We start from the raw sequence: 21,521 nt of genomic DNA on the forward strand, positions 1-21,521 counted from the left end.
GCCTTATGAAAAAATCAGTCGCCGTTTACCTTTTTGCCTATTTTGTTACACTTTCAACCTTCGCGCAGGAAACTGTGGTTTGGGGATCGCAAGTGGTGGATGTCTCAAGTGAGTATTCGCCATTGGAATATTCTGCTATTCAGGCGCTACACAAGCCGAATGTGATGCCCTCTGGTGGGGACAACCCCAATGCCTGGAGACCAAAGTCTGAGAATGGGGAAGAGTTCATCATGGTTTCATTCGACAAGCCCATCAGAGCCAAGCAGGTGGCCATTGCTGAATCAGAAAATCCGGGTGCAGTGACGAGGGTCTACGCATATGACAATGAATATAATGAGTACACGCTGTTTGAACTTACTCCCCGTGCTATTCCTATAGACAGCCGATTGCTGAACCTTTTCTTTGACGATACCCCCTATGAAATCTATGCCATCAAGGTATTTATAGATGGAGAAGCGGTACCAGGCTACAATGCCATCGATGCGATAGGTATCTCAGCGTCCAATTTGCCGATTTCGGTACTTATTAATTTGGTTCCGGGTATGGCCCAGAATAAAGAGGCAGATAAACTCTCGACAAACGTAAATAGTCCGTACATCGAGCATAGTCCTATCATCTCCCCAGATGGAAAACACCTTTATTTTAGTAGAAGGTACCACCCCGACAATGTAGGAGGTGTGGATGATGTGGAGGATATCTGGGTTTCTGATCTTGACCCGAAAACGGGTGAATGGTTACCTGCCAAGAATATTGGGCCACCACTGAATACGGAAGGTCCAAATTTTATTTCTTCTATTACCATGGTGGATGGAGAAGAGGTACTGGTGCTGGGCAACCGATACGGAAAAAAGGGCCGGATGTACACTGGAGTGTCCGTGTCCAGGCGAAAGGGAGACAAATTCGACGACCCTGTAGCAGTGGAGGTCACCAATGATTACAACTATTCGCCAAAGGTGGACTATTTTCTCTCTGCTTCGGGTAAGGCGATGGTCATAGCCGCAGAAAGAGATGATTCTTATGGTGGACGCGATCTATACGTTTCTTTCGATCAGGGCGGCACCTGGTCGGAACCCAAGAACCTTGGAGATGAGATCAATACAGCAGCGGATGATTTCTCACCATTTTTGGGTATCGATGAGAAGACACTCTATTATTCTACTTCAGGGCTGAGCGGTTATGGAGGGTCTGATATTTATGTAACCATTCGATTGGATAAGACCTGGGAACGCTGGTCTGACCCGGAAAACCTGGGATCCAGCGTCAACTCAAAGGGCGATGATCAGTATTTTAGTATTCCTTCTTCTGGAAAGCACATCTATTTCTCAAGAGGAACCATAGATGATGACACGGATATCTTCAGGTTTAAGGCCGATGATATTTTTTTGGATAAAGGCAGTCCTCTTATGGAAACCGTGGGACACCTCACCACAGACAAGCCAGATGCTTATTTTGCCACCATCAAAGGACGCGTGATGGAGCAAGGCACGAACATGCTGATGCCGGGCGTGCACATGGTGTTGGAGCGCTTACCTGATGGTGTTGATATTGGTCAGGTAAGGTCTGATGAAAATGGAATTTTTGAGATGACTGTGCGTGGTGGAGCCCGCTATGGCCTGTTGGCCAAACATCCGGGTTATATCTCTACTAATGAAAACTTTGATTTGAATAAACTGGCCTCCAATGACTCCATCGTGGTGGATATCTATCTGTCGCAGATTAAAAAGGGAGCGAGCATCGTGCTTAAGAACATTTTCTTCGACTTTGACCAGGCTGTACTTAAAACTTCATCTTATCCTGAGCTAAGCAGATTGCTGGAATACATGCAGAGCGGTGAGATCAAGAAGGTGGAGGTATCTGGGCATACTGACTCCAGAGGAGACGCAGACTATAACCAGAGATTGTCACAACGAAGGGCGCAGGCGGTTACTAACTACCTCAGACAAAATGGGATCACGGCTGATCGAATCGTGACAATGGGATATGGTGAAGCACAACCTATAGATACTAATGACACGAGCGCGGGGAGGCAAAAGAACAGAAGGGTGGAATTTAAGATTGCAGAATAAGCCTAACGATTAGCAAAGACTTTTTGAATCTCCTTTATCCTTTGACTTGGGTAGAGGAGATTTGCTTTATTCAACAGGCTGGAAGCCAACTCAACCTCACCCTGATTGAATGCATTGATGGCCAGGTTGAAATATTGTAGGCCGGCAAGTTCATTCAAGGTAATTCTGTTATTGATATGGCTGGAATACTGATGGCCATTGCTTCCCACCGGCACGTTTGAGTTTTGTGGAGACACCTCTCCGGTAAGGTACTGGTTGATGTGTTCGGATATTTCGTCAGAGCGTTTGACAAAACCATAGTAAGGGTCGGTGGATTCCAATAGCACACTGTCCCCATTGACACTCGCAACCAGAAAAACGTGGAAGTCAAACTCATAAATGGAGTAGTCTACACCCAGTTCAGATAAAATAATGGCGTAAAGAGCGGTTCCAGTCAGACAATCGTATTTTCCATCCTGGAGCAGGTCACTCAAAGTCACATAGTTTTCGTACCAGTCTAAACTTTTTCGGTGTGTGTAGTAGAAGGCCTTTTCTATCAGGGCGATACTTTTGTCACCCCGATGTTTATTCTTCAGCTTGAGTACCAGCTGCTCTATTTCATCCCTATAAGCGCTATATTTATTGTGATCAACCTGATCGTCGGAGGCAAGCAGAATCTGGATGGGATCACCTGAGGCGAATGCTTGTTCTTCAAAAGAGGAATGAAATAGCGGCGCTTCCTGAGCATGGGTCGTGCCCGAAGCCAGAAATGAGATGAACAATATGCCGATAAAACTTTTCATTCGTAACCTTATGATGTCGCACCTGTGGTTGGAGTTGTTAGCCTGGGTTTACTTTAATGTTACGTGAAAGTTAACAAAATGATAACATGTTAACAAATTATTAATAAACAACACAGCCCATGAACCCCAATACAGGTGACCTGAATGCAACAGCCCTTTTTGAAAGTCAAAAAAAAGCGGCTCTGCTCAACAGAGCAGGACATTGGAAAGATCGACGTAGGAAACTCCGCCAGTTGGAAAAATGGATACTGGAGCATCGCGATCAAATACACCAGGCAGTGTTTAAGGACCTTGCGAAACCCGCCTCCGAAGTGGACATTACCGAGGTATACCCGGTCCTGTCAGAGTGTCGTCACGCCATAAGTAGCCTCCGGAAATGGACGTCTCCTGAGCCCATAGATGGAAGTCTTTCTTTTCTGGGGACTTCAGCTTACGTTCAGTATGAGCCTAAGGGAACCTCATTGATCATTTCACCCTGGAACTACCCGATTCTATTGGCCATCGGCCCTGTTGTTTCGTCCATTGCGGCTGGTAATACCGTAGTGCTCAAGCCGTCAGAGTTTACTCCGGCAACCAACCGCGTAATCAGGGAGATGATCGAATCGCTTTTTCCCAGTGACCAGGTGGCCATCCTGGAGGGGGATGCTGCGGTGGCTTCTGAGCTACTAAGCCTTCCCTATGACCACATTTTCTTTACAGGAAGCCCCGCTGTAGGAAAGGTGGTGATGACTGCCGCGGCAAAAAATCTAACCTCGGTGACACTGGAGCTGGGAGGGAAGTCACCAACCATCGTAGATGAAACCGCTAACATTGCTGATGCTGCAAGAAAAATCACCTGGGGTAAATGGATCAATGCTGGCCAGACCTGCGTGGCTCCGGATTATGTTTTTGTGCACAGATCCCGACTGGAGGCCTTGTTGGCGGGGTTACGATCAGAGGCGGAAAAGCGCTATCAGGATAAGCACAACTATGCTTCCATTATTAATACACGACATCACGAACGATTATCCGGTGCTTTAAAAGATGCTTTGGAGCAAGGTGCCCTCCTTGAGTTTGGTGGAAATGTGGATGCCGGTGGACTGTACATTCAGCCAACGATAGTGACTCAGGTCACAGACCAGATGCACCTGATGCAAGAGGAGATTTTTGGTCCCATACTACCCGTGATGGCCTATGATGACCTGGATGAAGTGATCCGGTACATCAACGATCGGCCTAAGCCTCTTGCCCTTTACCATTACAGTGGGAGCCGGGCCTATAAGGAGAAGGTTTTGAAGCATACCAGCTCAGGGTCGGTGGTGATCAATGACAGTGTGTTGCAATTTGGGCATCCGCATCTTCCTATGGGTGGGGTGAACAACAGCGGACTGGGCAAATCTCATGGCAAGGCCGGATTTTTAGCATTCAGCCATGGCAAGGCCGTATTGAAGCAAAGAGTAGGCTTTACAGTGGCACGTACCGTGTACCCACCCTATACTTCTTTCAAAAAGAAACTCATAGAATTGATGCTTAAGTATTTTTAGCATTATTTTAGCGCGTTATGAAAAGAGTTTTGGCAATTACACTTTTAGGATTTTTGGCAGCTTGTTCCGGTGGAGATGAAAAACCTTCTGGATGGGAGGGAGAATGGACAGCTACCTGGGAAACAGACCCGGCATCTTTCGAAGGGATAGAGGGTATTTCGGATTACACCATGCCTGGCATGGTCATTTTTGGACCGGAGATGGTCAATATCAAGGCCTATGGGTTTGAGGGTTGCGTTTTTAGCAAAGACACCCTCGATCATTCTTTGAGATGGAGAGTGAGTAATGATTCCCTTATTCTGATCAATGATGAAGACACCCCCGGCATGGTCTATCAGATCAAGGAAAAAACGACGGATCTCATCCGCCTTCAGTTGATGGAGGACATTTTCCTTACGCTCGAGAAGTAAGCCTTTCCAATACCGATTCACAGCTTCAGGTGAAGGATTAGTTAATTCTCTGAACAGCTATGGCATCTATTGGTTTAATCCGTAATTTGGTAGTGATATTTAAATTTTCGGATTATGAAAAAAGTTCTCATCATTCTTGCCGCGCTTATCGGCCTTGTTTTGATTACGGCTATCGCCGTTCCCATCATTTTTAAGGATGACATTCGGGCGGCCATTGACAAGGAGCTAGACAATAGCTTAAATGCTAAAATATTTTATGATACCGAGGCTTTCAGCCTCTCCCTTTTCAAGAGTTTTCCGGACCTTTCCGTTACTGTCGGAAACTTCGGAATCGTAGGATTAGCCCCGTTCGAGCAGGATACGCTGGTATCTGTAGGGGAGTTTGGGATTACCCTGGACATCATGTCAGTGATTAGTGGGGATCAAATCAAAATTGTGAATGTGTCACTGGTGGATCCTAACATCAAGGTGATTGTGCTGGAAGATGGCACGGCCAACTATGACATAGCCAAGCCATCCGAGGAGACCACCGAGGAGGAGTCGACAGCATCGGAGCCCATCAGTATTCAGATTCAGGGCTGGGAGATTACCAACGCCAGGCTGATTTATGATGATGCCACACTTCCTATGGTGGCCAGTATTGGCGGCTTAAAACACAGTGGTTCGGGTGATTTTTCTCAGGATGTTTTTGACATGTCTACTTCCACAACTGTTGAATCATTTTCACTCACTTATGATGGGGTAGAGTACATCAGCAACAAACAATTGGTGGCGGATATCGCGATGGCGATGGATCTGGCCAACATGAAGTTTACCTTCAAGGAAAACAAAGCCAGTCTGAATGATTTTGGGTTTGGTTTTGATGGCTATGTGAGTATGCCTGGTGATGACATTGAGATGGACATCACCTATGGAGGTAAGGACATCAATCTGCTGAGTGTCTTATCCCTGATCCCGGGGGTTTATCAGGAGTATATGGATGGAGTAACTGCAACCGGCTCTGTTAACTTTAATGGAGCGGTTACGGGTGTATACAATGAGGAGTCAATGCCCAAGGTTACTGCCAGTTTTGCAATCGCAGAGGGTAAAATATCTTATGCGGAGTATCCCATCCCAATGGAGGAGATTGTGGTGAGTGCCAAATTTGATTATCCGTCAGCGGATTTGCGGGAGACCAGTTTTGTCATGGACAAGTTTCACATGAAGCTGGATGGAGAGGAAGTTTCAGCCTATCTGTATTTTAAGGACCTGGAGGATTATTTCTGGGATTTTAACATGAAAGGCAACCTGGATCTGGAGAAATTAACCAAAGTAGTGAAGCTGGAGGATATGACCCTGAAAGGACTCGTGAGTGCAGACCTGAGTACCAAGGGACGGATGTCTGATCTGGATGCCGGACGGTATGCTTCCTTGCCTACTTCGGGCAGTTTGGGGATGGATAACTTTTATTTTGAAAGCCCCGATTTGCCACAGGGTTTTGGCATTGCCAATACCCGAATGACCTTTGATCCCGCTCGTATTGCCCTGACCAATTTCAAAGGGAACGCCGGAAAAACAGACCTCAATATGGATGGTGAGATTACCAACTATTTGCAATATACCCTTGCCGATAGTGCCAAACTTTATGGCAAACTGAACTTTAGCTCAGCGCTGGTGGATGCCAACGAGTGGATGACCGAAGAGACCACCACCGAAGAGACAGTGGATACGGCGGCTATGGAAATGGTGCGTATTCCTGAAAATATTGATTTCGTGCTGACTTCAAAAATTGACCTGATTAAGTATGACAATCTGGAACTAAAGGATTTTGGTGGAAAGGTGATTATACGAGACGGTGCACTTCGACTGGAAAAAGCCGGATTCAACCTCCTGGATGGTTATTTTGAGTTGAATGGTGCATACGAATCTGCAATGGCGCTTGACAAACCACTGTATGATTTTGACTTCAAAATCAAAGACTTGTCCATTGCTTCTGCTTTCGAGTCGTTTGTGACGGTGCAGAAACTGGCTCCGGTCGCTGAAAAAATGACCGGAAAGTTTTCAACAGACTTCAAAATCGGGGGAAGCCTTGGCGCTGATATGATGCCGATTTATGAAGAGATGCAAGGCGCCGGGCTGATGGAAATAGCCCAAGCCACCCTGAAAGATGTGAAGTTATTGTCTGCCGTGTCCAATGTGAGCAAGCTGAATCAGCAGGACGGGGAAGTGTCACTGAAAGATGTGTTGCTGGCGACAGAAATAAAAAATGGGCGCTTATATGTTGAACCATTTGACCTGATCATTGGTGGCAGAAAGGCGACTGTTGGGGGTAGTACAGGTGTGGACGGAAGTCTGGATTATCTGATGTCCATGGATGTGCCTTCAGGGCAGGTAGGTCAGGCACTTAATAGTGCGATTTCTTCTTTCGCCGGCTTGGATAATGCCATTGGAAAAGACATCACCCTGAACCTGGGAATTAAGGGGACATATGATGACCCTAAGGTGAACCTGCTCAGTGCACAGCCAGGAACCAGTGGAGGTAGCTCCAGTGTGAAGGCGGCCTTGCAGGCGCAGGCCAAAGAAAAGGTGGACGCTAAGAAAGAAGAAATCAAGCAGGAGCTGGAAGCCAAAAAGGATTCGGTAACTACCGAAGTAAAAGAAAAAGTGGATGCGGCCAAAGAGGAGGTAAAGAAAGAAGTGGAAGAGACCAAGGAGGAGGTAAAAGATAAGGCCAAGGATGCAGTGAAGGATATTTTTGGAAAGAAGAAAAAAGGAGATGGGGGCAGGTAATCCCTGAAACCAGGAGAAACTTAAAGGGGCTGTGCAACACAGCCCCTTTTTTGTTAGAACTTGATCGAATAGACGATGTTGGGAATCAGCGAGAGCTGCGTGCCTCGCTCTATCTCTCCGGTGGGCTCCAGGTAGTATTCCCTGATCACCGCCTGGTTGTTGGTCACATTTTGCACATCTATTTTGAATTCACGGGTGGTGTTTTTCTTGTTTTTTCTCGTTCCCACGGTCAGATTCACAAAAAACACATCATCTCCTTTTTGTGAGAAGGGTTTGTCTTCGTGATACACCGCATGCCCTTGTTCACGGGAGCGCTCCAGATCCAAAGGAGTATATCTGCCACCTCCCAGTAAGGCCACTTTTGCATTCACAAAAAATACTTTGTTCTTTTCCGGCCCACCGATGTTGAACTCTTTTCCTCCAATAAAATTGGCCATGTAGTTGCCATTGTAGGCGGTAGACCGCTCTGCACCATCCATGGCAGTGTAGAGCGACTGGAACAGTGACAAGGTACCCATGTAGTAGAGGCCCTGGTGAAAGAATCGCTCATAGGTGAGTTCCAGACCATAATTCCTTCCTGTCCCATCGTTGACTAACGGGCGGTTGATATAGGAGTCGGACGCATTTAACAATGAAAAAGTGCTCCCAGGGAGATCTTCGATTGGAATGTCAAACAGATGCTGATAATAGACTTCCGCTTTGAGGTGTGCTTGTGGACTGACGGTGAGGTCATAGCCCAACACCCAATGGTGTGCTTTCGAGGGAGTCAGGTTTTTATTAGGCTGTATCAGCTGTCTCTGGTCATTGGAGGTTTTGGCCAGATAGGTGGAAATGCTCTCCACCTTGCTGTGAAGACCGTAGCCCGCATTTAGTGATTGGCGAGGAGTCATTTGCCATTTGAGTGCTGCTCGTGGTTCTACAGAGTGGGCATTGCTGAGGTCGAAATAAAGATAGTGAATGCCTGAGGTGATGGTCCAGTCTTCATTCACTCTGTATTTCCAGCTGGTAAAGGCCTGAATGGTTTGAGACCCTCCCTGGTCAGAGAGCACATTTTCAAGGGCCTGGTGGTCATAGTTATATTCATTGGCCGTGGCGTCATAGCTCAGATCACTAAATATTACTCCTGTTTCCACCTTATGTTGAGCACTGATTTTGTAATTGAAGGTTGATACCGTTCTTAGGGTGGTTTTAGAGATATCCGAATTGTAAGCATTGTAAAACTCCTTGTTATCATCCACCAGGTCATCCACGGAGTAGAGACTAGTAGCGGAGAGAGTAGCTATATTTTTCAGGTAGGCTTTATCAGATATAAAATAGACATGGGAGAGACCCAAAATGCCCAGGTCAGAATTGAATTCTCCTTTGTATGCCGGATCACCATTGTCCAGTTCCTCTTCGCTTTGAATTTTACTTTTACCACCCAGCCCAAATAGCGCCAGTGTATGTTTCCGGTTGATGGGCAGGTTCACATTGAAGGAGGCATCCTGGTATTTTGGGATTCCCCCAAAATCGAGAATACCCAGGTCTGAAAGTAGCTGGAGGGAGCTATATCGATAGTTGGCGATGTACGAACCATTGTAGCCTTTTTTGAAAGGGCCCTCAGCTGTGAATTCCAGGCCGAGCGTGCTGGCTCCTGCCGTGTATTCTCTTGTTTGGTTATTACCCTTTTTGAAGCGAATGTCCATGATGCCAGATAGGGCGTTGCCATATTCAGGCGCAAATGCTCCGGAGTAAAAGTCCGAATTGTCCAGCATATTGCTATTCAGGGCATTTACCGGCCCTCCAGTAGAGCCTTCGCTTGCAAAATGATTTGGGTTTGGGATTTCTACCCCTTCCAGTTTCCACAGTAGCCCTTTTGGGGAGTTTCCTCTCACCACAATGTTATTGTCTCCCTCTGCGTCACCGGCCACACCAGCGAAGGTGGAGACCATGCGGGCAGGATCACTAAAGGCCCCTGCATACCGCTGCGTTTCTTCTACAGAAAAGGAACGTGCACTGACCAGTGCCATTTCGTTGCGAACTTCTCCTTTGTTGCGATCTGCGGTGACCACTACTTCTGCCAGCTTTTCCACCGACTCGATCATTGATACATTGACAATGACTTCCTTGGCTGCCGTGACCAGCACGTTTGGGATCACCCGGTCTTCGTAGCCAATGTAGGTCACCATCAGGTTTACTCTGCCAAGTGGCACCCGGTCTATTCTGAACTCTCCATTGATGTCGGTTACATTTCCCAAAACAGGATCACTTTCCAGGACTCTGATGGTGGCCCCGATCAGTGGGCTCTTGGAATCTGTGTCAATCAGTTTACCCCGGATCACCTGTGTTTGGCTATAGGCGGCTGAGACAATGAGAAAAAGGATAGTGAGGATTAAAAATTTAGTTTTCATAAGTGCGTTTTTTGACGATTACACACTGATGAAAACCAAAGTGGATTTTACCCCCACGTGGGGTAAAAATTAAAACCGAATGGCAGCTTCATAGCCCACCCAGGCCTTGGTAAGGGCATTTCCATCCGTTTTTTGATAGAGGGTGTTGGTCCCAAATCGATCCGAGAACTCGGGGTTTTGGCCATGCCTGCCAAAGAAATAGTAATGCAAGACTGGCCCTCCGTGGATTGAGATCTTCTTGGTGAGCTGGCCTCCCATGCGTAAAGCCCAACGGAGGTCACTGTTGAACCCATCCATAAAGGCACTGTTTAGCGGCTGGAGTGTATTTATGGACAATTCTGTGGAGGCTAGCAGCACTTGATTGAGTGCCCGCTGAGTGCCAAAACCCATCCCATAGCTCCATAGCTGCCCGGCGTGAGGGTCTATGCCCGCAGAAATGATGCTGTAGAAATGATGAAGCCCTGATTTGAAAGAGAGATTATACGGCGTAACGTCGTTTGCACTCGCTTCCAGCTGATGGAGTTCGTCCTTAAAAAGGTTGATCAGCCCGATAGAAAACCCACTTTCTACTTCTTTGGCCAGGTTGACAATCCCGATTTGCATGCCTTTCAAAGTACCGGTGCGGTTGATAAAACCAGCTAGTTGGATGCCCTTCAAGGTGCCCGATGTATGGTTGGCAAAGCCGGACATCTGTAACCCACGAGTTTCAGATGCTGTATTGAGAACTCCAGCCAGCTGAAAGCCGACGACCTTCTTCGTATGGTTGGAGCACCCTGCCGCCTGGAACCCCGCCATGTCTTGCAAGGTGATGTTGGAAGCCCCAGCCCATTGATTGCCGTGGAAGTGGCTCCCTACAATGTTGATAGCTCCCGCCATCTGGAGGCCGGAACCTTCCATACGCTCCATGTTGATAAATCCACCCAGCTCCACTCCGTGCAGCGAGTGCGCATATCCGGCAATGATATTGAACGAAACCACATTTGAGATTTTGCCTGAGATAAAACCATTGGTACTCAGCCCTGGGGTCAGAGAGACCTGTGCTAGTCTGCGTTCTGTCAGGCTTACGTTATTGGCGTGTTTTCTTACTTTATTGCGCGCAAAGAACTGTACCAATTTCAAGGTGTCAGTTGGGTTCTGCTGCTGGATTTCTTGTATGGGCTTGAGCAATACGGTGAAGAAGCGATCTTTTGCACTCACCTGGATCACGGTGTCCTGATAATTGGCTTTGCTGATGGCGATGAATGCCACTTCGTCGGGTACAGTGGCTGTCAGCGTGTACTTGCCAAAATGGTCAGTCATGGCTGAAGTGAGGCGGTTCACCTCATACACGCTTACTTCTGCGAGCTCCTCATGTGTATCGGCGTCCAGAATTTCTCCCTGAGTAGTAACGGAAACCTGTTTTTTAGGCTTTTCTGCCGAAACGATGATGATATAGTGGCCCCGCTCAACATAAGAGAGTTCACTGCCCAGGATTTTTTTTAAAATCAGGGCCAAAGGTTCCTGCTCTGCTTTCACGTTCACTGGCTTGTCGGGGATCAAGTCGCTGTTGTAGGCAAATTTTTTCCCGGTAAGGGTGGTCAATGTCTGGAATACACTTTGATAGGAGGCATTTTCCAAATTCAATGACACAGCATCGTTTGACTGACCACTGGCTGAAAACACCAGCATGAAGGCAAGCAGAAGAATTACATGTCGCACCCGGCTCCTTTGATTAAGTATCCATCTTCTGTTTGGGTTACCTCCAGATTCAGGCTCAGCGAGATGACCTGTAAGACGGTTTGGAGGTTCTCTTCTTCAAAAACGGCACTTAGCCGACATGTGCTGAGGCGGTCATTTTCCAGGGTGATGGTGATGCCATAGGCCGTCTTCAAGGTTTGAATCACACTTTCGAGTGCTTCTCCCTCAAACGTGAGTTTTCTGGTTTTCCAAAAGAGCCCCTGCCCGGTTGGGTCAGAGGTGTCGCTGGAGATTTGTTGATCCTTGGTTAGGTAAACACCTTTCATTCCAGCTGTGAGGAGCGCCTCCTGTCCCGGACTCGCCAAGGATACCCGACCGGTCTCTACCTGCACTTCTACCCGATCACTCATCGATTTTACATTGAAAGAAGTGCCTAATACCGTGATCGTGGCACCACCGGTGTTGATCACAAATGGGTTTGTGGGGTTATGAGTTACCTCAAAATAAGCCTCTCCCTCCAGAGTCAATACTCGTGACTTATCCATGTGCTCAGGATAGGTGAGTGTGGCGTTGGCATTTAGAGTAATGTCCGACCCGTCGGGAAGTCGAAGGGTCTCTATCTGTTTGGCAGAGTAAGTGATTTCTTCGGTTTGCGAGAAGAGGCTCTGGTAGAGAAATGCCATACTCGAGATGAGGACCAGTGCGGCGGCCACCTTCCACCACCATTGTATGGTAACATTGTTATGGTTGTCATGTTCCACTTTTTTGGCTTGCACTTTCTGCCAGGCCATACTGGTATCGGTGGTAAGATCCCTGGCGCCCGAGAGTGTTCCCAGATCTGCCCAAATGGTTTGGTAGGTCACAAAGGAGTCTAAATGTTCAGGAGAGGAGTCACGCCATTCCTCAATGGTCCGTCGCTCTTCGGCACTGATTTCCTGAGAGAAGTACCGGGCCAGCGCTTCGTGATCGGGATGATATGGTTGTTTTTTCTCCATGTCTGCTTATCTGACAATTAATTCAAAAATTACCCCCATGCCACTGCTACTCCAAATGATCAAATACAGATAATCGCCCAGCTCTTCGCGTAGGATTTTGAGTGCTTTTCCCATTTGATTCTCCACCGTCTTGAGGGAGAGATTCAGTTGAGCTGCGATTTCTTTATACCGGAGGCCCTCAAACCGGTTGAGCTCGAAGACCTCACGACACCTGGCTGGGATTTTGTCCAGTGCTGTCCGGAGCTTCTCCTGCAATTCTTCCAGTTCAAGTGGGGTCTCATCGAAGGATGCCGGTGCAGTCGCCAGTTGATGAGTTTGATACTGGTTGACTATTTTCTGATGTTTGAGGTGATTCAGGCAGGCATTTCGGACACAGCCATACAGGTAGGACTTCACAGAACTGGTGATGGCAATGGTTTCGGCTTTGATCCACACATTGGTCATTACTTCTTGTACCATTTCTTCGGCTTCATCCTGATCTTTTACATAATTGAAGGCGAATAGCACCAAGGGGGCATAATGTTCCTCAAAGAGGTCCCTGAATGCGTTTTCCTCAGTTGGAATCTTTACGGTATTATGCATGGAAGTCAACAGTCATCGCTTGTTAGTATTCCCAGATGTCCGTGAGCTTGTATGGCGAGCCGTGTATGGTATATTCATCCCCTTTGAAATACCGGTATTTGGTGAGTACGATGAGTGATCGAAGGTCTTCCCGGTCTACAGAGAAATTGATGGACTCAAGGTTTTCTTTGAGTCTGTCCGGGTTGGTGGATCGTGGTATTACGGCCGTCTTGCGTTTGATGCCATAAGCGAGGAGTGCTTGTGCTTCCGTGCAGCCCTGTTTTTGCGCAATTTCTGTAATGGCCGGCTCAGTAAGGAGAAAGGGCTCATTGTCCAGGGTCTGATTTTCAGGCCTGCCCGGAGAACCCAGCGGGGCATAGGCCACCATATGGATTTTATTACTCCTGCAATAGTCATAAAGTGTCTGCTGGGGGAGGTACGGGTGCAGTTCGCACTGATTGACCTCCGGTGGCATCATACAGTCCTCCAGTACCAGCTTGAGTTTTTCAATGTTGAAATTACTTACGCCGATGTGCTTGGCGAGCTCAGAATCCTGGCAGTCTTCCATCCCTGTCCAGGTATCTTCCAGGGGGGCTTCTTCTTCAGCCAGATAATCTTCCTCGGCCTGTGGGTACTCCACCCCTCTTTCGCTGGCCACCGGCCAGTGGATCAGGTATAGGTCCAGATAGTCCAGTTGTAATTCTGCCAGTGTTTTTTCACAGGCGGGCTCCACGTCGTTGTACCGATGGTCCGAATTCCAGAGTTTGGAGGTAACCCAGAGCTCTTCGCGGGTCACTTCTCCATCTGACATGGCGTCATGGAGTGCCTGACCTATTTCAGCCTGATTTTTATAGATAGGAGCACAATCAAAATGTCGATACCCGATTTGAATGGCCTTCCGAATTACATCGTAAGCCTGATCGGCTGGTATACCGGCAGTTCCAAGCCCGATCATGGGCATTTCATCTCCATTGCTGAATTTCAAATATTTCACTGGCGATTGATTATGGCGTCTACCAAATTTAAGAAAGTTCGCAATACCTTCACGGTCTTTGTGTACTTTCTCGGCAATCGCCGCTACCCGCGCCGGATCTTATTGATTTCTCGTCATATTGAAAACTTCCGTTCTGGTCACGCCCTCATGCGTGAGTTTCAGAGAAATGACCATTTTATTGGGCCCGGTTTGTTCGTAAGTCAGCCCCTTCAAGATCACTTTACCAGGGGAGAATTCCACCTTTTCGAAAGAAACATATTCTTCACGGGTCTCCCACCCGGTAAAATCTTCATTGAAATGTCGGAGTTTCATGCCGGTGCTATCCAGTACCCAAAACTCATAAAAGCTGACTGTGCCGTCCTCCCCGAAATGGCGAAACATACCCATCATGGTTCCATCCTCGGCAGGGTCTGACCATACTTCTTCGAAGGTGCCACCAAATCCCGGGCCTGTCCAGGTACCAGTGAGCCAGGAGAAATCCGGAGTGCTTTGGCCATAGGCCAGGAAGGAGAGAAAGAAAAGGGAAGAAAAGAGTAGGTTTTTCATGAGCGTTTTCGGTTTTGACGAGTGGCGTGGCTTAAACTGGACAAAAGGTAAGAATTTTGAATCGAAAAGTGAGTATTATCAGCAGTCAGGAAAGCTGACTTTCGACAATGGCCAGACCCTCAGCAATTGATTTGGGACGAAAGCCCATGCCTTTTGCCTTTTCAATGATAAAGCCTGTTCTGGGTGGGCGCTTGCCGGGCTGGGTAAAAGTAGAGGCATCCACTGCACTGATCAGCGATCGATCCAGCTGAAAGCAATCAGCCACCATGATGGCCAGAGAATAGGGAGAGACCATCTCTTCTCCGGAAAGGTGAAAGATTCCCTGATGTCGGTTTTTGGCTACTAACCAGCAACCGAAAGCCAAATCCTCGGCCAGCGTGGGCGTGCGCCACTGGTCATTCACAACCTGGATGGGTTTATGCTGTTCAAGGCTGTTTTTGACCCACAACACAATATTGGACCTGCTCGGGTCATGTGCCACACCATAGACCAGAACCGTCCGCACGATTGAAGCCTTCAAACCACTGTTCAAAACCAGCGATTCAGCTTCCAGCTTGCTGCGGCCATAGTGGCTGATGGGGTTGGGAAGGTCATTTTCCTCGTAAGGGCCATTTTCACCATCAAAGACGAAATCCGTAGAAACGTATAGGAAATAGGCGTTGAGAGTTTTGGCAGCGGCCAGGAGGTATTCTGTGCCGCTCACATTGGCTTGCCAGCACTGGTCTGGGTGGAGTTCACATTCATCCACCTGGGTCATGGCACCACAGTGAATGAGGACATCCGGCCGGGATGCTATGATGAGTTGATTGACTTCCTCTGGGTGGGTGAGGTCTGCTGATAAATAAGAATAGCTACCGGCGGGGTTTCTATTTGGTCCCCGCCCGGTAGCTATCGTGGTGATTTCATGCATGCCGGATAATAGACTCACGAGTTTCTGGCCCAGGAGTCCATTGGCACCGGTGATGAGCACGCGCATGTTATTTTTCTTTCGGGTATTCGTACCCGTATTTTTTGGTGATCTCTTTTTTGGGCACCATCTCCAGTTCTATGGTCAGGTAGGTGTCTTTTTCGGGTTTGTCGCCACGGGCGGTTTTCACTGCGGCTATTTTGTCTATCACCTCCAGGCCTTCTACCACCCGACCGAAAATGGTGTATTCGTTGTCCAGGTGTGGTGCGCCATCTGTGACAGTATAGGTGGCGACTGTTTCAGGATCTACATCTCTGTCCATACTGATCCCTAATTCTTTGGACACATAGTCTTTGCAGTCCAGCGCAAGTTGATTCATTCCTTCGAAATCACCTTTTAGCTGCAGCTCTGTAAACAGCTGTCGGAGGCTATCATATTGATCGTCGCGAAGCATTTGGCTCACACCCTGGTTGAGTTTCATCTGATCGGTGGTGAGCTCCGCCTCAGAGTATTTGCGACCATCCACGATGTAAAACTGCGAGCTGGAGGACATTTTCTTTGGGTTCACCTGGTCTCCCTGGCGAGCCGCTGCTATGGCCCCTTTGGTATGTTGGAAGCCTTTCACTATTTCAGCAGGAATCCGCTGATCTTCTGTTTCTCTGATGCCCTCTTTGGTCTGCACGTCTCCTCCCTGAATCATGAATCCTTCGATGACCCGGTGCCAAATGGTGCTGTCATACCTTCCGGCTTTGGCGAGTTCAATAAAGTTTTTCTTGTGCAAGGGCGTCTCATCGTAGAGAATGGCCTTCATATCGCCATATTCTGTATGAATGGTAACGAGGTAATCTTTGTTTTTGTCACAGGCAGAAAGCGCTATGGCCAGAACAACGAACGCCAGGAGTAATTTTTTCATAATCGGGTGTTTAGATCAGTTTCAAAGATAAAAAATCAAAGTTGTTTACGTATTTCCGCGAGAATTTTATCTCCTCCGGCTTTTAGGATTTCTTCGGCGAGCTGATTGCCCAGAGTCGTGGGGTTGGCCCCGCGTAGGGTTTTCACAATTCTCTGACCGCCATCCAGACTTACAATGCCCCCTGAGATGACCAGTTCGTCACCTGCCCAGTTGGCCAACGCGAATACCGGGATGCTACACCCGCCCTCCAGTCGTGCCAGATAAGCTCGTTCTGCCAACAACCGGCTTTCAGTTGGCTGATGGTTGAGGACAGATCGGATGGCTTCCTTTTTCTCCGCCGAAAGAGATGAATGGGCCTCTATGGCAATGCTGCCCTGACCCACTGCCGGTATAAATTCATCCTGAGACAGTTCATGCCTGATCATAGGGTCGTAACCCATTCTGTGCACTCCGGCATAGGCCAGCACAAGTCCATCACAGAGCCCTGCTCTCATTTTTTCCAGTCGGGTCTGGAGATTTCCCCGGACATCCACAGTTTGCACATTTGGATAAAAATGCCTGAAAAGGGCTACCCTGCGGGTGGAGGAGGTACCCAAAATGAGTTGCTCGTTCTTTAGGTCAATGGGTTTTTCGGAGACAATCACGTCGTTGATCTTTTCGCGCTCACTGAACGCGATGATCTCAAATCCTGCCGGCAATCGGGACTGCATGTCCTTCGCACTGTGTACAGCTATGTCCACTTCTCCTGATGCGAGCTGCTCTTCCAGCTCTTCTGTAAAAACACCCTTGCTCCCTATTTTGGCAATGGAGACATCCAGTACTTTGTCACCTTTGGTTTCTCGAAGTACCAGCTCTGTGGGGTGCCCGGCCTGCTGTAGTTGTCGGGCCACATATTCTGCCTGCCAGAGGGCAAGCTTACTTTTTCGGGTTCCTATCCTGATGATTTCCACTAGGCGTTTTTCTTTCTTCCGCGTTTGTTTTGATAGTTGCGCTCCACAAACTCTATGATTTTGCCGGCAATGTCCTTTTCTGTGGCGGTTTCAATTCCTTCCAGGCCGGGAGAGCTATTCACTTCCAGAATAAGCGGCCCTCTATCAGACTGGAGCATATCTACTCCGGCTATGTGAAGCCCCATGGCAGCCGCAGCTTTGATGGCGGCAGCTTTTTCAGACCTTTTCAGTCGGATGAGCTCTGCCGACCCTCCTCTGTGGAGGTTGGATCTGAATTCTCCTTCTTTGCCGGTGCGCTTCATGGCCCCTACAACCTCCCCATCTACGATAAATGCCCGGATATCCGAAGCTTTGGCTTCTTTGATAAATTCCTGGACGATAATACGAGCTTTGAGACCATGAAAGGCCTCAATCACTGACTTGGCGGCTTTGATGGTTTCGGCCAGTACCACACCAAGACCCTGCGTGCCTTCCAGCAACTTGACGATGAGAGGCGCTCCACCCAGGTTTTGGATGATTTGTTTCTCTTCTTTGGAGTAGTTGGTAAAGGCAGTTTTTGGCAAGTCCAGTCCTGCTGCAGCGAGCATTTGCAAGCTCCGGAGTTTGTCTCTAGAGCGCGTGATCGCTATCGACCGGTTCGCACTGAAGACATCCATCATTTCGAACTGACGGAGCACGGCGGTTCCATAAAAGGTGACTGACGCTCCAATTCGGGGGATGACGGCATCATAATCGGTGAGCTTCTGCCCCTGATAATACATGGCCAGTGCATTTTGCTCGATCATGATGTCACACTGCAAATGGTCGATGACGTGTACTTCGTGACCTCTTTCTTCTCCAGCTTCCTTCAGTCTGCGGGTGGAATACAGATCCGATTTTCTGGAAAGTATCGCTAATTTCATTTTTGAGTTTTCTTTAAGTCAAAGGAAAGGTTTTTTTCGGATACATCTACCAGAAAGCGACCTTTCAAAAGCTTTCTTCCGAGTAGTACGGGGTTTTTCATGCGGCTCCTGTCGGTGAGTGAAAACTGCGCAGGATAGGCCTTGCCGAAAAGGACAATTTTTGTTTTGATTACATATCTCAGCTGAGCTACTCCGTTGGAGCTTCTGATCTTCTTTTGTGTATAGTCTGTGGTTTCGAACCGCTTGCTGATGGTGGTGCCATCCTGATCAATGGATACATGAAAACTCAGTACACCCTCCTTCACCGAAATTTTTTTACAATGAATAGAGGAAGTAAATGCTCCGGTATCAATTTTGGCTTTTACCCCTTCAATACCAAGATCAGGAAAATCCACTATATCCGCTCTTCCAATGGTTTTTTTTGTTTTCACTAGGACCTAAGCAGTTTACTGCATTGCAATGAAAGGTTCATATACGTAATGCGCGGACTTGCGTTTCTCTGCAAATGGTTGAGGCTGTTGCTAATGTTTATATAGATGTTTTCTAAAACTTCTAGCGTGGCAAAGCCGCCAAATTTTTTAATGAACTCCCCTTCAGCTCCCTCGCGCTGGAGGAGCTGGTTATTGTCGGCTTTGGACAGGATGGCATCTCTGATCAGTGCGATGGCAAACTCCAGCTGATTTCGCTGCTGAGGCTTGGAGCTTTGCAGAAACGATTCCGTGTTTTGGACCATGGCTGTGTAGTCTCCTTTCAGGCAGATTTGCATCCAGTTTCTGAATGATTCGTAGGCGATGGAGCCGGCGTGCTCCAGCTCATAGAAAGCCTTGCCCATACTGCCGGATGCCAGGCGGGCGATCTTCTCGGCCACCTGCGGGTCTGCTCCACGCTGGCTGATGAGGTGCTCAGCAATGACTGACTCCTGAAAAGGGGCTACATTAAAAATCTGCGTTCGGGATTTGATGGTGGCGAGCAATGTATCGTAAGCGTAGCTCACCAGTAGATAGATCGTTTGGGTGGGAGGCTCTTCCAGTACCTTCAGGATGCCATTGGCAGCTGCCGGGTGCATGTATTCCGGATACCAGATGATCAGGATCTTAAAGTCCCCCTCAAAAGACTTCATGCTTACTGTCTTGATGATATTGCGGCTGTCTTCTTTAGAAATGAGGACGTTTTTATTTTCATACCCATTATAGGTGACCCAGTCCTCAATGTCCCCGTAGGGTTGCTCGTGCGCAAAGGTTCGCCATTTTTTTAGGGTGTCGCTTTGCAGCTTGTCGTATTCTGTGGCCTTGGATGCCGAAGGTTTGGGGTAGATATAATGAACATCCGGGTGAATCAGCCGCTCCATTTTGTGGCAGTTGGGACATGCTCCACAGGCATCTTGCTCCTGCTTATTTTCACACAGGAGGTAGGTAGCAAAGGCCAATGCCATGGAGAGGCCACCACCGCCCACCGGACCATTGAAAAGCTGAGCGTGCGCAATGTGATTGTTTTTGTAGGAGGCCACGAGTGACTCTTTCAAACTTTCCAAACCCGGGATATCCGCAAACCGCATATGCAATTAATTTTTTTCCCAAACCCGATACTGAGCAGAGGCCTCAAAGATATGATTTAGGATGTTTTTATCCTGTTCGGTTAGTTCTAAATTTCTTCTTTTCATTACCACTTGCGCAGTGATGAAAGCTTTGCGTGGCTGGTGGGTCACAAAACCTTTTGCTCCGCCCCAGGAGAAAGAAGGGATGATGTTACGCGGGAACCCCTCACCAAAAATGTTGGCCGCCACACCTACTGTAGTGCCGGTGTTGAATAGGGTGCCAATGGCCGTTTTACTGTGGTCACCCATGATCAACCCACAAAACTGGAGGCCAGTGTGAACGAACCGCCCGGAGGCAAAGTCCCACATGCGCACAGGATCATAGTTGTTTTTGAGGTTGGAGTTGTTGGTGGCAGCTCCCAGATTACACCACTCACCCAGCACGGAGTTGCCAAGAAAGCCGTCATGCCCTTTATTGCTTCGGCCCCAGAAGACGCTGTTGGAAATTTCACCGCCCATTTTGCACTGGGGTCCGGCGGAGGTATCCCCTCGCAGTTTGCTGCCCATGGCCACTATGCTGCCTTCCCCCATTCCAAAAGGTCCCCGAATGATAGCCCCTTCCTGTACCTCACTGTTTCGACCCAGGTAAATAGGGCCATTTTCTGCATTGAGAATAGCCGCCCGGACCTGGGCACCTTCCTCCAGAAAGATATCTGACCCGTAAGTTATGGTATGCGCATCTGTGATGGGCTGGCTCGTTCTTCCTTTGGTGATCAGTTCAAAATCTTTTCGGATCTCTGCTCCATTGAGCTGAAAGATGTGCCACGTATAGGAAATCTGGTCATAAGATTCCTCAAAGGAAACCGGCTGATAGTCGGTATGTAATAGGGGATTGTGTTTGCCCCGGGCTGCAAGGGGGTGCTCTCCGTGCCGGAGCACCTGGCCAGGTTTCAATGTTTTGACGGCTTGTATGAGGGAGTCATCGGGCAAAAGGCCGTCAACAATCCAGAGGGTATTCTCCTCAGCGGTCAGCGTGGTGAATTTCTCTTGAAGATAGGGGAGGGTTTCAAACCCAAAGGGTGCAGCATCGAGTTTTCTGGCCCATTTTTCAGCGATGGTAAGGATTCCCACGCGCAAATCAGCGATGGGTCGTGTATAGGTAAGAGGAAGAAGCTGCTGATGGGCTTCCGGGTGCTCAGCAAAAAGTATGCTCATAGGGGCAAAAATAAAAAAGTCTTCAGGACAAATGCCCGAAGACTTCAATTACTTATGTCTATAAGAAATTACTTGCTTTTCTTGTACTTCTTATTGAATTTCTCAACTCTACCGGCAGTATCCAAGAAGATTTTCTTACCTGTGTAAAACGGGTGAGAAGCAGAACTAACCTCTATCTTCACCAATGGGTATTCGTTTCCGTCTTCCCATTTGATGGTTTCGTTACTAGTCATTGTAGACCTTGTGATGAATTTGAATTCACTAGTGGTATCTAAAAAGACTACTTCTTTGTATTCTGGATGGATGTCCTTTTTCATAATTCTTTTCTGATGCTTTTCTTAAAAAGGATTGCAAAGATAGAGTAAATTCCACGAGAATCAAAAGCTA

The 21,521-nt window shown here is 47.9% G+C and carries 19 protein-coding genes; 4 read left to right on the forward strand and 15 right to left on the reverse strand.

What is annotated here, in order from left to right; all coding sequences use genetic code 11:
- Positions 1-5 precede the first annotated feature (5 nt).
- On the forward strand, positions 6-2,066 hold the full coding sequence (locus ACHKAR_RS10475; protein WP_159582517.1) for an OmpA family protein: 2,061 nt from the start codon (positions 6-8) through the stop codon (positions 2,064-2,066).
- Positions 2,067-2,068: 2 nt separating this feature from the next.
- On the opposite strand, the gene ACHKAR_RS10480 is transcribed toward ACHKAR_RS10475, so the two are convergent.
- The gene (locus ACHKAR_RS10480; protein ID WP_395417384.1) at positions 2,069-2,848 is read right to left on the reverse strand and encodes a hypothetical protein; all 780 of its coding nucleotides are present in this window, start codon (positions 2,846-2,848) and stop codon (positions 2,069-2,071) included.
- A 119-nt stretch (positions 2,849-2,967) separates the two neighbouring features.
- On the opposite strand from ACHKAR_RS10480, the gene ACHKAR_RS10485 reads away from it, so the two are divergent.
- The 3 genes from ACHKAR_RS10485 to ACHKAR_RS10495 all read left to right on the forward strand — a co-directional run bounded on the left by ACHKAR_RS10485 (position 2,968) and on the right by ACHKAR_RS10495 (position 7,550).
- On the forward strand, positions 2,968-4,371 hold the full coding sequence (locus ACHKAR_RS10485) for an aldehyde dehydrogenase family protein (protein WP_395417385.1): 1,404 nt from the start codon (positions 2,968-2,970) through the stop codon (positions 4,369-4,371).
- 17 nt (positions 4,372-4,388) lie between these two features.
- Entirely contained in the window at positions 4,389-4,781 is a 393-nt protein-coding gene (locus ACHKAR_RS10490) for a hypothetical protein (protein WP_395417386.1), read from the forward strand.
- A gap of 114 nt (positions 4,782-4,895) precedes the next feature.
- Entirely contained in the window at positions 4,896-7,550 is a 2,655-nt protein-coding gene (locus tag ACHKAR_RS10495) for an AsmA-like C-terminal region-containing protein (RefSeq protein WP_395417387.1), read from the forward strand.
- A gap of 53 nt (positions 7,551-7,603) precedes the next feature.
- Here ACHKAR_RS10495 and ACHKAR_RS10500 read toward each other — a convergent pair whose 3' ends face one another.
- The 14 genes from ACHKAR_RS10500 to ACHKAR_RS10565 all read right to left on the reverse strand — a co-directional run bounded on the left by ACHKAR_RS10500 (position 7,604) and on the right by ACHKAR_RS10565 (position 21,451).
- Positions 7,604-9,940, reverse strand: a complete 2,337-nt coding sequence (locus ACHKAR_RS10500) for a TonB-dependent receptor (protein ID WP_395417388.1) — start codon at positions 9,938-9,940, stop codon at positions 7,604-7,606.
- A gap of 69 nt (positions 9,941-10,009) precedes the next feature.
- Positions 10,010-11,638 (reverse strand): hypothetical protein, encoded by a 1,629-nt coding sequence (locus ACHKAR_RS10505; protein ID WP_395417389.1) that lies wholly within the window; start codon positions 11,636-11,638, stop codon positions 10,010-10,012.
- Positions 11,626-12,612 carry a FecR family protein gene (locus ACHKAR_RS10510; RefSeq protein ID WP_395417390.1) on the reverse strand — a complete coding sequence of 329 codons (987 nt, stop codon included), beginning with the start codon at positions 12,610-12,612 and terminating at the stop codon, positions 11,626-11,628. The genes ACHKAR_RS10505 and ACHKAR_RS10510 overlap by 13 nt, the downstream gene beginning before the upstream one ends.
- Before the next feature lie 6 nt (positions 12,613-12,618).
- Positions 12,619-13,194, reverse strand: a complete 576-nt coding sequence (locus ACHKAR_RS10515) for an RNA polymerase sigma-70 factor (RefSeq protein WP_395417391.1) — start codon at positions 13,192-13,194, stop codon at positions 12,619-12,621.
- A gap of 22 nt (positions 13,195-13,216) precedes the next feature.
- Positions 13,217-14,167, reverse strand: a complete 951-nt coding sequence (locus tag ACHKAR_RS10520; protein ID WP_395417392.1) for an aldo/keto reductase — start codon at positions 14,165-14,167, stop codon at positions 13,217-13,219.
- 99 nt (positions 14,168-14,266) lie between these two features.
- The gene (locus ACHKAR_RS10525; RefSeq protein ID WP_395417393.1) at positions 14,267-14,713 is read right to left on the reverse strand and encodes a DUF6265 family protein; all 447 of its coding nucleotides are present in this window, start codon (positions 14,711-14,713) and stop codon (positions 14,267-14,269) included.
- Between the two features lie 85 nt (positions 14,714-14,798).
- On the reverse strand, positions 14,799-15,689 hold the full coding sequence (locus ACHKAR_RS10530; protein WP_395417394.1) for an SDR family oxidoreductase: 891 nt from the start codon (positions 15,687-15,689) through the stop codon (positions 14,799-14,801).
- A 1-nt stretch (position 15,690) separates the two neighbouring features.
- Positions 15,691-16,533: a peptidylprolyl isomerase gene (locus ACHKAR_RS10535; protein ID WP_395417395.1), complete on the reverse strand. Its 843-nt coding sequence runs from the start codon at positions 16,531-16,533 to the stop codon at positions 15,691-15,693.
- Between the two features lie 35 nt (positions 16,534-16,568).
- Positions 16,569-17,483 carry a hydroxymethylbilane synthase gene (gene hemC, locus ACHKAR_RS10540; RefSeq protein WP_395417396.1) on the reverse strand — a complete coding sequence of 305 codons (915 nt, stop codon included), beginning with the start codon at positions 17,481-17,483 and terminating at the stop codon, positions 16,569-16,571.
- Positions 17,483-18,385 carry a 30S ribosomal protein S6--L-glutamate ligase gene (rimK, locus tag ACHKAR_RS10545; RefSeq protein ID WP_159582531.1) on the reverse strand — a complete coding sequence of 301 codons (903 nt, stop codon included), beginning with the start codon at positions 18,383-18,385 and terminating at the stop codon, positions 17,483-17,485. The genes hemC and rimK overlap by 1 nt, the downstream gene beginning before the upstream one ends.
- Entirely contained in the window at positions 18,382-18,816 is a 435-nt protein-coding gene (locus ACHKAR_RS10550) for an ATP-dependent zinc protease family protein (RefSeq protein ID WP_159582532.1), read from the reverse strand. Before ACHKAR_RS10550 ends, rimK begins: the two co-directional genes overlap by 4 nt.
- A complete protein-coding gene (locus ACHKAR_RS10555; RefSeq protein WP_395417397.1) occupies positions 18,816-19,940 on the reverse strand; it encodes a DNA polymerase III subunit in 1,125 nt (374 codons plus the stop codon). The genes ACHKAR_RS10550 and ACHKAR_RS10555 overlap by 1 nt, the downstream gene beginning before the upstream one ends.
- A 6-nt stretch (positions 19,941-19,946) precedes the next feature.
- Complete coding sequence (locus ACHKAR_RS10560; RefSeq protein WP_395417398.1) at positions 19,947-21,134, reverse strand: GlmU family protein; 1,188 nt, start codon at positions 21,132-21,134, stop codon at positions 19,947-19,949.
- Positions 21,135-21,202: 68 nt separating this feature from the next.
- The gene (locus ACHKAR_RS10565) at positions 21,203-21,451 is read right to left on the reverse strand and encodes a type B 50S ribosomal protein L31 (protein WP_159582535.1); all 249 of its coding nucleotides are present in this window, start codon (positions 21,449-21,451) and stop codon (positions 21,203-21,205) included.
- Positions 21,452-21,521: the final 70 nt, after the last annotated feature.

Origin of the sequence: Marinoscillum luteum (assembly GCF_044005705.1) — a bacterium.
GTDB lineage: Bacteria > Bacteroidota > Bacteroidia > Cytophagales > Cyclobacteriaceae > Marinoscillum > Marinoscillum luteum.